This window comes from Desulfosarcina variabilis str. Montpellier (assembly GCF_048565275.1).
GTDB lineage: Bacteria > Desulfobacterota > Desulfobacteria > Desulfobacterales > Desulfosarcinaceae > Desulfosarcina > Desulfosarcina variabilis.
Map to the genome: position 1 here is coordinate 6,441,461 of NZ_CP159846.1, position 16,453 is coordinate 6,457,913.

The following is a 16,453-nucleotide window of genomic DNA, read 5'->3' on the forward strand; positions in this document are numbered from 1 at the left end:
GCCTTTCAGGTCCACCATGAAAACCATGGAATGCCTGAAGTTACATCATCCCACCCATGCCGCCGCCCATTCCTTGAGTCCCCGGATGCATCTGCTTTTTTTCTTCGGGTTTTTCTGCGATCATGGCCTGGGTGGTCAGCATCAATGAAGCCACACTGGCTGCATTTTGCAGGGCAAAGCGGACCACTTTGGTCGGATCCATTATGCCGGCTTTCATCAGATCCTCATAGGTGTCCGTTTGGGCATTGTAACCAAAAGCGCCCTCGCCGTTTTTGACTTTATCGATCACGACAGAACCTTCGGCACCGGCATTTTTAGCAATCTGACGAAGGGGCTCCTCCATGGCGCGCATGACGACTTTCACCCCCAGCTTTTGATCCGCTTTGATTTTTATTTTCTCCAGCACGGCCAGACAGCGAACCAGCGCGACACCTCCGCCCGGTACGATCCCTTCTTCCACAGCTGCACGGGTGGCGTTGAGCGCATCTTCAACACGGGCTTTTTTCTCTTTCATTTCGGTTTCGGTTGCCGCACCGACATTGATCACGGCCACACCACCGATCAGTTTGGCCAGACGCTCCTGCAGTTTTTCCCGATCGTAGTCGGAGGTGGTTTCTTCGATCTGGGCACGAATCTGCTTCACCCGGCCCTCGATGGCCGAGCGCGAACCTGCGCCGTCGACGATGGTGGTGTTGTCTTTATCGATGTTGATCCGTTTGGCCTGGCCGAGGTCGGCAACCGCTAAATTTTCCAATTTGGTCCCTAAATCCTCGGAGACCACTTGACCACCGGTTAAAACGGCAATGTCTTCCAGCATGGCTTTTCGTCTGTCGCCGAAACCCGGCGCCTTTACCGCGGCGACCTGAAGGGTGCCTCTCAATTTATTGACCACCAGGGTGGCCAGGGCCTCCCCGTCCACATCTTCTGCAATGATCAATAAAGGCCGGCCCATTTTGGCGACCTGCTCAAGAATAGGCAAAAGATCTTTCATGTGACTGACTTTTTTCTCATTGATCAGAATGAAGGCATCTTCCAAAGCGGCAACCATTTTTTCTCCATCGGTCACAAAATAGGGAGACAGGTATCCTCGATCAAACTGCATGCCCTCAACAACTTCAAGGGTTGTTTCCATACCTTTGGCTTCTTCAACGGTGATGACCCCTTCTTTACCAACCTTGTTCATGGCTTCGGCAATGATGTTGCCGATGGTTTCATCATTGTTCGCCGAAATGGTGCCAACCTGCGCAATGTCGCGCTGATCCTGGGTGGGCTTGCTCAACTTATGCAGTTCTTTGACAACGACTTCAACCGCGGCATCAATTCCCCGTTTAATGGCCATGGGATCATTGCCGGCAGCCACCATCTTTTGTCCCTGTTCGTAAATCGCTCTGGCCAAAAGCGTGGCCGTGGTTGTACCATCACCGGCCGTGTCACTTGTTTTGCTGGCGACTTCCCTGACCATCTGGGCGCCCATGTTTTCAAATCGGTCTTCCAGTTCGATCTCCTTGGCTACGGTGACGCCGTCTTTGGTGACCGTCGGGGATCCCCAAGATTTGTCAATGACTACGTTTCTGCCCTTGGGGCCCAGGGTGACAACCACTGCATCGGCAAGCGCCTTGACACCGTTGAGCATCGCTTCGCGGGCTTTCATGTCATACTTTATTATCTTAGCCATCTTGTCCTATCCTCCCTATTCGTTTTTATTCGGCGACGCCAAGCACGTCATCCTCGCGCATGATAAGGTATTCTTCTCCCTCGATTTTCACCTCAGTACCCGAATATTTACCAAATAGAATCCGATCGCCTTTCTTGACGTCAAGCGCTATTCGCTTTCCAGCTTCGCTGAGTCTGCCATTGCCTGCTGCTATCACTGTGCCTTCAATTGATTTTTCCTTGGCCGTATCCGGGATGATGATCCCACCTTTTGATTTTTCATTTTCTTTGACGCGTTGAACTAAAATACGATCCTGTAATGGTCTGAGTTTCATGGTTCCATTTTTCCTTTCTAATAATGTTTCCCCAAAGCAGCCAACCTCACACCGAGATTTGTTCCGTCTGGAAATCTCGGCTGGATCAAAGAGCCTGCGCCCTGGCGTTAAAATATCGTTTAAACGCACCCATATGAAGGGATGCAATGTGCTTCACTGGCGTGGAACCCGATTCAGGTCAATATCGCAATCGATGCACGTTGAAAAATAGAAAAGAAAGATGTCGTAAGAAGTGATAATACAAAAAAATACGTATGCCGAGCCACCTTGTCAAGGTGCTTCAAAACGAGAAGCTGCAAACCTGTTCTGGCGATCTTGTTTCAGAAACCTGGCTCCCAACACGGAATCGTTGCCACGGAACGAAACCAAACGCGATATAGGGGGAAAAGTATCTGTATTTACAAGTTAAAATAGCTTTAGGTTCCATGGATGCCCGTCTTCGGGGTGTCCATGCCCGGTTGCGCTCACAAGAAAACTATACTAAAATAATTGAATTGATACCCAATAGCCAGCAACTGCCTGATAAAAAGCTAACCATCAAGTCAACTGACAGCATAGATCAGCGATGAAAAAAACCTTTCTGGAAATTCACAACAGGATTCTGGGGTCGATCCGTGAGCCCCTGATCGTGCTTGATCCCGATCTGAAAGTCGTAACGGCCAATCATACATTTTATCGAACATTCAATGTCAAGCCCGCCGAGACCGAAGGCGTGCTGATCTATGACCTGGGCAACCGGCAGTGGGACATCCCCCGGCTCAGGAAACTGCTGGAAGAGATCCTTCCTCAGAATACCTCTTTTCATGATTTTGAGGTGGAACATACCTTTGAAACCATCGGCCCCAAGATCATGCATCTGAATGCCAGACGGATCTATGGCGCGGACAACCAGGCCGATATGATTCTGTTGGCCATCGAAGATGTGACCGAACGCGAATATCATAAACGACACCTTGAGGAACTCGTTGAGGAACGAACCGCTGAAATCAGAAAACTCAAAAACCAGCTTGAGGCCGAGAGAGCCTATCTGCAGGAAGAGATCAAGCTGGAATTCGACCATGAAAACATCATCGGCCAAAGCAATGAAATCAAATATGTGTTCTACAAGGTCGAGCAAATTGCCTCCACGGATACCAATGTATTGGTTCTCGGAGAAACCGGAACCGGCAAAGAACTGGTGGCACGGGCGATTCATGGCTTGAGCGGTCGAAAGGACCGGGCCCTGGTTAAAATGAATTGTGCCGCCCTGCCTTCGAATCTCATTGAAAGCGAACTGTTCGGCCATGAGAAAGGCGCCTTCACCGATGCGCATTCCAAACGGTTGGGGCGTTTCGAGATTGCCAACGGCACCACCCTGTTCCTCGATGAGATCGGCGAACTTCCTTTGGAGTTGCAGCCCAAACTGCTCCAGGTCATCGAAACCGGAGAATTTGAACGCCTGGGCAGTTCCAACACCACAAAAGTCGATGTGCGCATCATTGCCGCCACCAACCGAAATCTGGAAGCGGAGGTTCGAAAAGGGACCTTCCGTGAGGATCTCTGGTACCGGCTGAATATTTTCCCGATCACCATGCCGCCGCTCAGGGAGCGCAGGGAAGACATTCCGTTGCTGGTCAATTATTTTATCGAAAAAATATCCAAAAGACTCGGAAAGTCGATCAATCTGGTTCCAGTCAATGTGATGGACACGTTGCGCAACTACCACTGGCCTGGCAATATTCGCGAACTTGAAAACGTCCTTGAGCGAGCCGTGATCAATTCGTCGGGTCCCAAGCTGCACTTGGTTGACGAACTGCAAAAAGCGGGCAAAATGGTAGCAGAGGCGAATCGGACCCTTGCAGATGTGGAGCGCGAATATATTCTTCAGGTGCTTGAGCGGGCACACTGGAAGGTAAGCGGTAAAAACAGTGCTGCCGAGATACTTGGACTAGACCGAAGCACCTTGCGCGCACGCATGCGAAAACTCGATATCCAGAGACCATGATTTTGGTCGCATATGATCAATGGTCATATATGGCCGACCGGTCATACCGCATTTTCCCCAACACCCTTATCTCTCCCGTCATCTTTTCTTATTAAATCAGACCACTGAAGTTAATTCACGGAACATGCAAAAGACGGCATGAACCTTGAGTATAATGTCGGCGGATACCGATAATCGGCAAACAAGGACGAACCGCAAGTGCGTTGCGCACAATCGTCAACGCGGTTTCTTCCAAAACAAAGAAGCGATCTCGGCTTGAAATCATCGAATGATTAGGATGGAAGGCTTTTCCTGGAGGTGGCCATAATGATCGTCGTCAGAATTATCATGCAGGTGATGCCTGAAAAACAGAAAGAACTGGTGCAAACAATTCTCTCGATGATTGAGCCAATGGAAAAGGAGAAGGGCTGTATAAGCTATTCTCTCTTTTGCAATATGGAAGATAAATGCCTCCTTAATCTTCTTCAAGAGTGGCATACGCGAAGGGATTTGGATCAATACCTGGGTTCCGATATGTTCGGCGTTTTTCTGGGAACGAAGAGCCTGCTGATCGAACCGCATGGGATAAATATTTATACCATTCATCAATCGGAAGGGATGGAAGCTGTTTATGAAGCCCGAGGGAAACAGCGCGGTCACAGTCATACCGTTGCGCCGAATTTACTCAAAAAGGATTGACGTAGCGGCATATTGGAAAACCTCCCTTAAGAAATGAAATTGGTTCGATTAAATGGGAAGGGTGAGGCTGATCCACCATTCCCCTTGCAAGGAGAAAAACATGGAATTTTTTTGGATGATTTTGATTGGCCTGATTGCCGGGTCGCTTGCCAGGCAATTTATGAAGGGCAAAGACTTTGGGGCGACTGTCGACATCATTGCCGGCATGGTTGGTTCGTTGATCGGCGGGCTTATTTTTGAAAAAGCAGGCCTTTTTGCCGGAAGCAGCCTGATCGGAAGTCTGCTCGTTGCAACTACAGGCGCAATTATTTTTTTGTATGGCGTGCGCTTGATCAAAAGAGTTTAGACGGAGGCGTTAAATGCGATCTTACCAAGTGAAAGACCTGATGGTACCGCTTTCAGAGTATGCGACAGTTCCCCAATCGGCTACGCTGCTATATGCCGTCGATTCATTAAGGAAAGCCCAGGCCGCTTTTGGCCAGGATCGTTACCGGCACCGGGCGATTCTGGTGTTCAACGGCGACAATCATTTTGTGGGCAAGTTGAGCCAGCATGATCTGATCGCGGCTCTCGAACCCAACTACAAAGAAATGAAAAGTTCCATGAATCATGGATCCATGCATCGCCTCGGTCTAAGTGATGGCTTTGCTAAATCGACCCTGGAGCAATATCACCTGTGGGAAAAAGCCCTCGAGAACCTTTGCGAAAAAGCGATTCACCTGAAGGTTAAAGACATCATGTATACGCCCGGAATGGGCGAGTTCGTCAATGCAAGCACCACCCTGGATGAAGCCATTCACCGACTGATTGTCGGACGTCACCACAGCCTGCTGGTGACATCCGACCATGACGCACAAGAAATCGTAGGTGTGCTCAGAATCGTGGATGTCTTTGAGTTAGTCTGCGATGCAATGCATGAATGTGCCGTGGCGTAGATCTTCGCTATGCAAGCCTTCCAAAATTCAACAGCAAGCTGAGCGACAAGCGACAACGAAACATAAAAAGGTGACTGTAATGACATCGGTTATCAAGTATTACGCGGGAATCAACTCGGTTGCCGTCATCGGCAATTATTTGCCCCGCCAATGCGGTATCGCCACCTTCACCACGGATCTGGTTGAGGGGTTGTCGGCAGAGGCGCCGGATATCAACTGCTGGGCGGCGGTCGTGAACGACAAACCCGAGGGATACCCTTATCCGGATAACGTACGTTTCGAGATTAATCAAAACAAGTTGAGCGATTATCGCACCGCTTCTCAATTTCTCAATATCAATCAGACGGATATCGTCTGCGTGCAGCATGAATACGGTATTTTCGGAGGACCGGCCGGCAGCCATCTGCTGAAACTGTTGGGTGATTTGCGCATGCCGGTGGTGACGACCCTGCACACGGTGTTGAAGGATCCCGGGCCGGAATATCGCGCCGTCATGAGCAAGTTATCCGATCTGTCCGATAAACTGGTCGTCATGAGCCACAAGGCATCCGATTTCCTCAAGGATGTCTATGCGGTGCCCGAAGACAAAATAGAATTTATCCATCACGGCATTCCCGATACCCCATTTATCGATTCAAGCTTCTACAAAGACAAGTTCGGCGTAGAAGGTAAAAAAGTCTTACTCACGTTCGGTCTGCTCTCCCCGAACAAGGGTATTGAAAATGTACTGCGCGCGCTGCCGGCGATCATCAACAAGCACCCGGATGTGGCCTATATTATCTTGGGGGCTACGCACCCGCATATCCTGAAATCACATGGGGACGCCTACCGGATCATGCTGCAGCAGCTCACGCGCAAGCTCGATATCGGTGGGCAGGTCATTTTTCAAAACCGGTTTGTGGAACTTAAAGAGTTGTGCGAGTTCCTTGGCATTGCCGATATCTACGTAACCCCTTATCTCGAAGAAGCCCAGATCACCTCCGGAACCCTGGCCTATGCCATGGGCACCGGCAAAGCCATCGTTTCGACGCCCTACTGGTACGCCACCGAGATGCTTGCCGACGGTCGGGGACGAATCGTGCCCTTCAACAATCCGGACGCCATCGCCGAACAAATCATCGACCTGCTGGACAACAACGTCGAGCGGCACGCCATGCGCAAAAGAGCTTATACCTTCAGCCGCGAAGCGATCTGGAGAGAAGTATCCCGAAAATATCTTCAGGTGTTCAATGAAGTCCGGCAAAACCGCACCCATCACCCCCGTCCCCGGTATTCCTATGTTGAAAACATCAAAGCCATCACGACTTTTGAACTGCCGGAGATCAAGCTTGATCACCTGAAGGCCTTTACCGATGATACCGGTATCCTGCAGCATGCCAATTTTACTATCCCTGATCGTACCCATGGCTACTGCACCGATGATAATGCCAGGGCGCTGCTGGTTACCGCCATGGGTCAAAAATACCTGCCGACCAACGGCTTGGGGCTCGATTCTCTCAGCGGTCATTATCTCGGATTTCTTCTATATGCCTACAATGAAAAAAACGGTCGCTTTCGCAATTTTATGACCTATTCGCGGCAATGGGTGGAGGAGACCGGGTCCGAGGACGCCCATGGCAGAGCGCTCTGGTGCATCGGTAAAGCCGTCGCTTTTCTTGACGATCCCGGACATCTGGCCATGAGCACAACCCTTTTCAACAAGGCCCTGCCGGCAGCCGAGAATTTTCATTCGCCCCGCGCCATCGCTTTCTGTCTGGTCGGCGTACATGCCTATCTGAATAAATTTTCCGGCGACAGTGATGTGCGCAGGATCCGGAACGTTCTTGCCGACCGGATTTTCGATCAGTTCAGAAGTCAGGCAACCGACGATTGGCCCTGGCTGGAGAACGCCCTGAACTATGCCAACGGGAAATTGCCTCATGCACTGCTGCTTTCGGGGCAGCGGATGCAACGCAGCGACATGGTTGATATGGGGCTCAGGGCCCTCACCTGGCTGCTCGCCATCCAGACCGAAAACAAGCACTTTGTGCCCATTGGCAGCAACGGATGGTACCAGCGAAGCGGTTCCAGAGCCCGTTTCGACCAGCAACCCGTCGAGGCCAACGCCATGGTCGAAGCCTGTGTCGAAGCGTTTAACATTACCCGGGACCAGACCTGGTTCGAGAATGCGGTTATGTGCTTCAACTGGTTTCTCGGACACAACGACCTGAATATGCCGCTCTATGATCCCAAAACCGGTGGCTGCCGGGATGGATTGATGGCCAACGGCATCAACCAGAATCAAGGCGCCGAATCCTCCCTGGCCTGGCTGCTGTCGCTGATGACCCTGCAGAATCTTTATGCCGAAGAGACGCTCAATCAGTGGGCATCACAGAAAAGCGAATAACAAGGAGCCGTCATGCGCATTGCCATGCTTTCGCCCATTGCCTGGCGCACGCCGCCGCACCACTACGGACCGTGGGAAAGTGTGACGTCACTGCTGACCGAGGGACTGGTTTCGCTCGGGCATGAGGTGACTTTGTTTGCTACTGCGGATTCACAGACAGGCGGCAAACTGCACGCCGTCTGTCCGCGCGGTTATGAGGAAGACCAATCTCTCATACCAAAGGTATGGGAGTGCCTGCACATTTCCGAACTCTTCGAACATGCCGATGCATACGATTTAATCCACAACCATTTTGATTTTTTGCCGCTGACCTACTCCGGCATGACCAACACGCCGATCGTGACTACCATTCACGGTTTCTCATCACCAGGGATTCTGCCGGTTTACAAGAAATACAACGGTAAGACTTACTATGTTTCCATCAGTGATGCCGACCGGTCGCCGGATCTTGAGTATATCAAAACGATTCATCATGGCATTGATATCGGGCGGTTTGACTTTCAGCAGACCCCATATGATTTCCTGCTTTTTTTCGGGCGGATACACAACGACAAAGGGACCCGGCAGGCTATTGAAATCGCCAAGGCCTGCGGAAAAAAATTGATATTGGCCGGCATTATCCAGGATCAGGCTTACTACGATCAATATGTCGCCCCTCATATAGACAACGACAAAGTGTCTTATATCGGCAGTGTCGGCCCTGCTGAACGCAGCCTGTTGCTCGGCAAAGCTATGGCGCTTTTGCACCCCATCCAGTTTGATGAACCCTTCGGGCTGTCTGTTATCGAATCCATGGCCTGTGGTACACCCGTGATAGCTTTCGACAGAGGTAGCATGGCTGAACTTATCGAAAACGGTAAAAATGGCTTTTTAGTGGGCAACGTGGACGAGGCCGTTGAAGCCGTTGCACGAATCCAGGAGGTTGATCGCGATTATTGTCGGGGCCATGTCGAAAGGCATTTCACGGTCGACCGCATGGTCGCTGAATACATAAACGTGTATGAAATGATTCATTACACTGAAAAGGAGAAAAAAAATGAAACTAACTAGGGGCTGTTTCTAAAAAATCACTCTAACCAAACCAAGCACGCAGCTATCATGACAACGGATTTAAATGTCAGGGCTAACTTTTCATAACGGGTGGCAACACGACGGCATTGTTTAATTTTGGCAAAAAAGCATTCTACCAGATGCCGCTCTTTGTATATATGGCGGTCGTAATCCCGCATTTCTCGTCTGTTGCGTTTGGGCGGAATTACAATCTTTATTCCCTGAGATTGCACCTGAGCAATGAACTGATCTGCGTCATAGGCTTTATCCCCGAGAAGGTTATCAGCCGATTGGCTGGACACCAAATCCGGAGCTGGAACAATGTCGTGAACGTTTCCACCGGTCAAACCAATACGCAAAGGATTGCCCAATGCGTCAACCAAAGCATGAATTTTAGTCGTCAGGCCACCCGTGCTTCGGCCGATCTCCTGATTGAAGTGCCCCCTTTTGCGCCGGTCCCATGCTGGTGGACCTTTACATGGGAAGCGTCGATCATGATCGATTCGAAGTCGGCACCCTTCGAAACCACCGATAGGATGTCATCCCATATGGCCAATTTGGCCCACATGGCAAACCGTTTGTAAACGGTCTGCCATGGACCGAATGATTCGGGCAAATCGCGCCAGGGAGCGCCTGTTTTTATGATCCAAAGAATCCCGTTAAACATTAATCGGTCGTCTTTGGGGGGCCTGCCACGCCGATCCTTTTTATTACGTACCAGCAAGGGGCCTATAATTTTCCACTTCTCATCTGATATCTCATGTCTTCTCATCCTGAGCATATCAGCATAACTGAGTAAAAATGTTAAGGCTTATTTTAGAAACAGCCCCGGTCCCGGATCAAAAAAATTATTCAGCGTATTGTTAACCTGCCGAATTCGGCGGCCGAAGCGCTGATGGCACAGATCATGGTTGACTTTGCCGGAAGACACGAAGACATCGAGACCATCTTCGGGCGGCACCTGAATGCGTTGCAGGATTATCTTCCACAGGATACCGTACTCAGCGATCTTCAAAAAACACTCATCGGCGCTTTCTTTACCAAGGAGTACTCCATTGAATCGGCGGCCCTTTTCAACCCATCCATTGTTCCCCATCCGGATCAGAGCCATTTGAAGAATGGCAGCCTGCGTTTTGTCATGAGTCTCCGGGCAACCGGTGAAGGGCATATTTCGTCCATCGTTTTTCGCAGCGGCGTCCTCGATCGACGTAACCGGTTTCGCTTCGACCCGATCAGCGATTACGTAGAAACACCCGACCTCCAATTAAATCCGGTTTACAAACGCGATCCTTTCCAGCGCAAATTGAACGAGATGAGGGTTGGTAATGAGATAACCGCCCATATTCTTGATCAGATGCCAGATGATTTTACGTATAATGAGCTAATCGAAAAAATTGGCAAACTTCGAGTGAAACCACTATTTCCAAAGGATCGTCAAAACAGAGCCTTCGAGGTGATGTGGTGGCTTGCCAATTCCAATTATGAGGTGGGGTTTCACCCCGATCACCGAATATCCGAACGGGTGATCTTTCCGGTCTCAAAAAACGAAAGCCGAGGTATTGAAGACGCCCGCTTCGTTCAATTTATAGATGACCGGCAAGAAGCCATTTATTTTGCGACCTATACCGCCTATAATGGACATACCATCCTGCCGCAACTGATCGAGACCAAGGATTTCATCAAATTCAACATTGTCACCCTCAACGGGAAAGCGATCAAAAATAAGGGGATGGCGCTTTTCCCACGAAAAGTTGGGGGCCGCTATGCCATGCTCTCCCGCCAGGATGGTGAAAACAATCATATCATGTTTTCGGATAATATCCATTTCTGGCAAGCATCTAAAATTATTCAGGAGCCTGAATATCCGTGGGAATTCATCCAGATTGGCAACTGCGGTTCGCCCTTGGAGACGGATCAGGGATGGATCGTCCTCACCCATGGTGTCGGACCCATGCGTCAATATTGCATTGGCGCCATTTTGCTTGATCTTGAGAATCCTGCGAAAATAATCGCTCGCCTGGACACGCCGCTGCTCTCGCCGCATGAGAAAGAACGCGAAGGATATGTTCCCAATGTCGTTTATTCCTGCGGTGCAATCATTCATAATCGTGAACTGGTTATTCCCTATGCCATGTCCGACATCAATTCCGGCATTGCAACCGTCGCCGTGGATGCGCTGCTGAACGGTATGCGGGCGGTCGAATAATGAAATCTTTAAATTGTGACCGAAAAACCAACCGCAATTGGGCACGGCATACGAAAAGCGTATCCACTTTTTACGAGCATACCTTAGGCGTTCGATCGATGGAAAATAACCAGAAAAGAAGGAAAATGTTGAAATTGATTGGAAAGGGCGTTTCCCCGGGGATGGCCCAAGGGAAGGCCTTTGTTTATAAGGATGCGCTGTTAAGGGATTCCGAACTCTATCTGATCGACGATAGCCAGCTCGACGATGAGAAAAAAAGAATTAAAAAAGCGATCGACGATGTAAGCAAATGCCTGACAATCGATGCCGAGCAAATCGAGGGTAAGATAGGCAAGCAATCGGCGGACATCTTCCGAGCGCAAAAGGCGATCCTGCAAGATTCTCATGTGATCAATGAAATGAACCGGACGTTGGAAACAAAGATGATCAATGCCGAGCAAGTGGTCAGAACGGTATTCCGATTGCTGGCGCGACGATTCAGAGACCTGGACAATGAAGTGCTTCGCGAACGGGGGGATGATATCGACGACCTGTCGCGCCGGCTGTTGCTGTCATTGGCAGGCATTCATGCGCACAGCCTCGAGCACCTGCCGGCCAATACGGTGCTCGTCGCCCGTCGGCTGCTGCCGTCGGACACGGTGTTTCTCTCGCGTTCATCCACCGTAGGTGTTCTCGCCGAGTTTGCGGGTCCGGCGGCCCATGCTGCCCTTCTTGCCCGTGAACTCGGCATCCCCTGTGTGGGGGGAATCCCCGATCTGTTGGAAACGGTCCACACAGGTGAGGTTGTGCTTGTTGATGGGACCATGGGGGCAGTGGTGATCAATCCAAGCCGCCAAGCCTTGCAAAAGCACAACAAGGCATTTGAGGAAGTACGCAAACGCAGGGAAACGATGGTATGTGTCAACACCGTTGAAGGAACGTCAACCGTGGATGGGATCGAGGTCTCGGTCATGGCCAACGTGCGCAGTCGTGAGGATGTCGAACTGGCGATGCAATGCGGAGCGGATGGGATCGGGCTGTTCCGAACAGAACCCTTCTTTCTTTCGACCAAACATTTTCCTTCAGACAAAGCCTTCGCGATGTTTCTTCGAAACAGCCTCGAGCCGGCACGTGGAAGGCATATCGATGTTCGTCTGCTCGACATTGGTGCCGACAAGAATCCGATCTACCTTCATCTGCCTCCGGAACCCGATCCTTTTTTGGGACGGCGGGGCGTGCGTGTGCTGCGTGAATATCCGGATCTGTTGGCTGCTCAGTTGCGGGCGATATTGGAGGTGTCGCAGGAATTCGGGATCGGTGTTCTGATACCGATGGTTACGATCGAAAGCGATGTGGTGCATGTTGTATCGTGGTTAAAACAATTTGCTTCCGAAATGGGCATTCGCGAGTTGCCCCGTATCGGGGCGATGATCGAAACACCGGCCGCGGCATTGTCAATTGCCTCACTGAAGGCGCATGTAGATTTTTTCAGCATCGGCTCGAATGATCTAACGCAGTATACCATGGCCGCCGGTCGGGAAAATCCGTTGGTTGCAAAATATTTCATCGACGACCATCCGGCGATACTGCGCCTCATCGAGTTGGTGGTCAGGGAATCCGGCACCACGCCCGTTTCAATCTGCGGCGAGTTGGCGGGCCGGGTCGATGTTATCCTGAAGTTGTTGAAAACCGGAATCAGGTCTCTCAGTGTGGCTGCATCGCTTGTGCCGGACGTGAAGTTTGCCATCAGGGGAATCGAAAACAAAAAGGGGAGAAAGTCATGAAAAGGAAGGCTAGATGGACTGGAAGACATTAACGAGCTTGGGGCGTTTCAAAGACATCATCATGGTCCTGCTCAGATACGGATTTGACGATCTGGTCGACCGTCTCAACATTCCGGGGACCAAGTTCATGCGGAAGAAAAGTCCCATCGACCATCCGCTGGACACCTTTGAAAGAATTCGATACGCCTGCGAAGAGCTGGGACCGACCGTTGTCAAGTTCGGACAGATGGCGAGTCTGCGACCGGACCTGGTGCCGCCGGGGTTGATCGCAGAACTCAGCAAACTTCAAGATGACGTGGCGCCCGTGGATATGTCGCAGATCAGCGCGGCGATCGAGCAGAGCACCGGTAAGCCGCTAAAGGAGACGTTCAGCGTTTTTGATGTGACGCCGGTGGCGGCGGCTTCGATCTCCCAAGTCCATCGCGGCGTTTTGGCAGCGGATGGGCGTATCGTATCGGTCAAAGTCCAACGCCCGGATATTCGGGCCAAGATGCGCACCGATCTGGACATCCTGGCCATCATGGCGGACCAGCTTCACGAACGTGTCGAAGAACTCAACAGCTTCGACCTTCCCAATCTCGTTCGCTTGATCAAAAAAACCCTGCTGCGCGAGCTCGATTTTAAAAAAGAAGCACGTCACATGAAAATCGCGCGCACCCATGCGGGCGAAGGGGCCGATGTCTATATTCCTGAGGCTTATGAAACCTATTGCTCGGAGCACCTACTGGTTATGGAATTCATCCAGGGCGCAAAACTGAAAGATTTCAAGCGCGAATCCATCGCCGATCCTGAATTGCTGGCAAGACAGGGCCTTGTTGCCGCCATCGATCAAATCCTCAAACACGGTTTTTTTCATGCCGACCCGCATCCGGGCAATATCCTGATCATGCCGGAAGGTCGCATGTGTTTGATTGATTGGGGAATGACGGGCCGGTTGTCGGAACGCGACCGCCACCAGCTCATCGGTTTGTTGCAGGCGGTCTTGGACAAAGACGGTGAAGCCATAGTCCACACGCTTTTGCGTATCGGCCACGCCGAAGCGGTCATCGACCAAAGGGCCCTGGAGCGGGACCTGCTGGATATCCTGGACCTCCATTACGCGGTTCCCATCCAGGACATGAACATCGGTCAGCTGCTCATGGCGATCACGGATCTTTTGCGGACCTATTGCCTTCGACTGCCCCCGGACATGGTGATTATGATCAAGGCGCTGGTGGCCGCCGAAGGCACGGCCCGGTGCATTTGCCCCGAGCTGGATGTGGTTGCCGAGGCCAAGACGCAAATCACCCAATTGGCGGCCCAGCGGTACACCACCGAATCGGTGTTACGCCGGCTGCGATTTACCTTTACCCAACTGTTCAGTTTGCAACAGGAGATTCCGAGTCGCCTGGAGAGCCTGCTGGGTAAGGCCGACCGCAATGAACTGACGCTGGGATTCCGGCACGAAAACCTTACCGGACTTATCCATACCCTCGAAAATGTGGCCAGCCGCGTGACCTTCGGCATCATCATCGCGGCCATGATTGTCGGCTCCTCGATGATCATCACCACCGGCGTCAACCCCCTGCTGTTCGGTTTTCCGGCCCTGGGCGTCATCGGGTATCTGTTTTCCGGAGTGCTCGGCATGTGGCTGCTGATCAACATCATTCGCAAAAGAAAGTATTGATGCGCCATGTGGTTTAAACCTTTCTTCAGAAGCAAGGCAGCAGAACAAGCCCTCTATAAAACCCTGCAGCTCAGCAGCCTGCCCGGCCCCACCAAAACCTTCGCTCGCCTGGACCGGTTTCCACAGCATAGCCTTGGACTGTTTCTGCCGGAGCCTTTGGAGGACTCGTCCCTGCTCAGCGGGTACGAAAAACAGCAAGGTATACAAAAGACGTCCCCGACAGGTCATATGTGACCACTGGTTGCATATGCTCCTTTCAGATGAGCATCGACGGCAAACATACCTTTTGTCTTGGTAAATTCTTCGATTCAAAAAAAAAACAATGCAACCAAGGGCCTTGAGATTTCCACGATATCCATTGTGGATGTAGACTACAACACGGCTTACCCTATATCCACCCGTCAGACACCAGTTATTGACGATCCGAACAAAACCCGGATGGATTGGTACCTGGAGCATCTCGAACAGGATCGGTACGCACTTTGGCCAACGGTCCGTTATCTTACTCATGATGGTTTCTATCAAAAGGTAAAGTTTGTCGATGGTGTCGTCGGCTTAGGACTTCACAGTATCGGCAAGATGCGCTGCGACGCCTATCTGCGTCATAGATACCACGGTCCGCAAAACCACGCGGCCGAAAGAAGGTGTATGACGGCAAAGTCCATTTTGATGATTTGACCCGTTTCGAATTGGCCGCAATAGAAGGCAACCACCGAATCTTTATGGAACAAATGCCTTTTCCGATATGGCTATTCGCTTTCTGGCCAGGGCCGGGATGATTGAAAAAGACGAGAGAATACTTTTGATAGAGAATGAATCGCATGACGCCATGCCGGAAACCTTGTTGATGAAAATCTTTAAAGTCTGAACAGGGGTGCGGATACAACAGTCTTCGGGCACTCGTCAAATATTTCGACCAAATCACGGACAAAGAAATTATTGAACTCAATATCCCTGCATGAATTCCTTTGGTTTACGTGCTTGATTCTGATCTCAAGCGTGTACGTCATTACTATCTTGCGAATGAGAATTTGCTCAAGGACACGATGGCCGAAGTTGCAGATCAGGGAAAGGCAAAATAAAGTACTGGTGCCGACACAAGGAGTACACATAACCTCTAAACGTTCTGCCATGGTCGCACCCCTCCCAAAAAGGTCAAATAAGACCACCGGTTGAATATGACCCTTTTCCGATGGCGATTAGCGGTGGCCCCGGAATATTTTTTTTGAAAATTACGTTAAAATATCAGTAATATGGGTGTCTTTGCAGTGAGTGCCTGGACCTGGCACAAATATTGATTATATAGAATTAGAAGATGTCGGCACGACGATTCCCGTTAGTGTTGCTTTTCATCTTCCGAAACGCGATGGCGCTTTCCGTGAACCCCTGCCGACCGCGGTATCACCGCCGCCTGACGTTCGTGATGCCTTGATTCTCGATTTCTTTCCACACAGTAAGGCATGGGGAATACGTTGACGACTCGGCCATCACGGCCAAGGTTAAATCGATGCTGGCCACGGATGATTTTCTCAAGTCATTCCAGATCGGTGTTGAAACCTACAAGGGCACCGTTCAGCTGAGCGGCTTCGTAAATTCTCAAAAAGCAGTCGATAAAGCGGTCGAAATCACTCGCACCGTCAAGGGGGTCGAATTCCTCAAGAAGGAAGGAAAACCATGAATTGGGATCAAATCAAAGGAAACTGGAAGCAGGCCAAGGGTGTTGTCAGGGAGCGGTGGGGCAAACTCACCGACGACGATGCGGACGTCATTGCTGGAAAACGGGATATACTCTATTAA

Annotated in this window: 15 protein-coding genes and 2 pseudogenes; 14 read left to right on the forward strand and 3 right to left on the reverse strand. The window is 50.8% G+C overall.

Annotation, left to right across the window (positions count from 1 at the left end):
* Positions 1-40: 40 nt before the first annotated feature.
* Complete coding sequence (groL, locus tag Dvar_RS29145) at positions 41-1,675, reverse strand: chaperonin GroEL (protein ID WP_419656653.1); 1,635 nt, start codon at positions 1,673-1,675, stop codon at positions 41-43.
* A gap of 25 nt (positions 1,676-1,700) precedes the next feature.
* Positions 1,701-1,988, reverse strand: coding sequence for a co-chaperone GroES (groES, locus tag Dvar_RS29150; protein WP_419656654.1), 288 nt, complete (start codon positions 1,986-1,988; stop codon positions 1,701-1,703).
* 565 nt (positions 1,989-2,553) lie between these two features.
* On the opposite strand from groES, the gene Dvar_RS29155 reads away from it, so the two are divergent.
* From Dvar_RS29155 to Dvar_RS29185, 7 genes and pseudogenes are all read left to right on the forward strand, one after another.
* On the forward strand, positions 2,554-3,972 hold the full coding sequence (locus tag Dvar_RS29155) for a sigma-54 interaction domain-containing protein (RefSeq protein WP_419656655.1): 1,419 nt from the start codon (positions 2,554-2,556) through the stop codon (positions 3,970-3,972).
* Positions 3,973-4,142: 170 nt separating this feature from the next.
* Positions 4,143-4,244 (forward strand): annotated as a pseudogene (locus Dvar_RS29160) (KH domain-containing protein); the annotation flags it as partial.
* Between the two features lie 34 nt (positions 4,245-4,278).
* Positions 4,279-4,650: a putative quinol monooxygenase gene (locus tag Dvar_RS29165; RefSeq protein WP_419656656.1), complete on the forward strand. Its 372-nt coding sequence runs from the start codon at positions 4,279-4,281 to the stop codon at positions 4,648-4,650.
* Positions 4,651-4,750: 100 nt separating this feature from the next.
* Positions 4,751-4,996 carry a GlsB/YeaQ/YmgE family stress response membrane protein gene (locus Dvar_RS29170; protein ID WP_319523894.1) on the forward strand — a complete coding sequence of 82 codons (246 nt, stop codon included), beginning with the start codon at positions 4,751-4,753 and terminating at the stop codon, positions 4,994-4,996.
* Positions 4,997-5,009: 13 nt separating this feature from the next.
* Positions 5,010-5,585, forward strand: coding sequence for an HPP family protein (locus Dvar_RS29175; RefSeq protein WP_319523893.1), 576 nt, complete (start codon positions 5,010-5,012; stop codon positions 5,583-5,585).
* A gap of 79 nt (positions 5,586-5,664) precedes the next feature.
* On the forward strand, positions 5,665-7,971 hold the full coding sequence (locus Dvar_RS29180) for a glycosyltransferase family 4 protein (protein WP_419656657.1): 2,307 nt from the start codon (positions 5,665-5,667) through the stop codon (positions 7,969-7,971).
* A 12-nt stretch (positions 7,972-7,983) separates the two neighbouring features.
* Positions 7,984-9,021 (forward strand): glycosyltransferase family 4 protein, encoded by a 1,038-nt coding sequence (locus Dvar_RS29185; protein ID WP_419656658.1) that lies wholly within the window; start codon positions 7,984-7,986, stop codon positions 9,019-9,021.
* A 20-nt stretch (positions 9,022-9,041) separates the two neighbouring features.
* Here Dvar_RS29185 and Dvar_RS29190 read toward each other — a convergent pair.
* Positions 9,042-9,766: pseudogene (locus Dvar_RS29190) on the reverse strand (transposase); the annotation flags it as partial.
* Between the two features lie 150 nt (positions 9,767-9,916).
* On the opposite strand from Dvar_RS29190, the gene Dvar_RS29195 reads away from it, so the two are divergent.
* The 7 genes from Dvar_RS29195 to Dvar_RS29225 all read left to right on the forward strand — a co-directional run bounded on the left by Dvar_RS29195 (position 9,917) and on the right by Dvar_RS29225 (position 16,453).
* Positions 9,917-11,227, forward strand: a complete 1,311-nt coding sequence (locus Dvar_RS29195; protein ID WP_419656659.1) for a glycoside hydrolase family 130 protein — start codon at positions 9,917-9,919, stop codon at positions 11,225-11,227.
* Between the two features lie 125 nt (positions 11,228-11,352).
* Positions 11,353-12,990, forward strand: a complete 1,638-nt coding sequence (gene ptsP, locus Dvar_RS29200; protein WP_419656660.1) for a phosphoenolpyruvate--protein phosphotransferase — start codon at positions 11,353-11,355, stop codon at positions 12,988-12,990.
* Positions 12,991-13,003: 13 nt separating this feature from the next.
* Positions 13,004-14,656 (forward strand): ABC1 kinase family protein, encoded by a 1,653-nt coding sequence (locus Dvar_RS29205; protein WP_419656661.1) that lies wholly within the window; start codon positions 13,004-13,006, stop codon positions 14,654-14,656.
* A 6-nt stretch (positions 14,657-14,662) separates the two neighbouring features.
* Complete coding sequence (locus Dvar_RS29210; RefSeq protein WP_419656632.1) at positions 14,663-14,890, forward strand: hypothetical protein; 228 nt, start codon at positions 14,663-14,665, stop codon at positions 14,888-14,890.
* Positions 14,891-15,016: 126 nt separating this feature from the next.
* Positions 15,017-15,334 carry a hypothetical protein gene (locus Dvar_RS29215; protein ID WP_419656633.1) on the forward strand — a complete coding sequence of 106 codons (318 nt, stop codon included), beginning with the start codon at positions 15,017-15,019 and terminating at the stop codon, positions 15,332-15,334.
* Positions 15,335-16,142: 808 nt separating this feature from the next.
* Complete coding sequence (locus tag Dvar_RS29220; protein ID WP_419664175.1) at positions 16,143-16,334, forward strand: BON domain-containing protein; 192 nt, start codon at positions 16,143-16,145, stop codon at positions 16,332-16,334.
* Entirely contained in the window at positions 16,331-16,453 is a 123-nt protein-coding gene (locus Dvar_RS29225; RefSeq protein ID WP_419656634.1) for a CsbD family protein, read from the forward strand. The genes Dvar_RS29220 and Dvar_RS29225 overlap by 4 nt, the downstream gene beginning before the upstream one ends.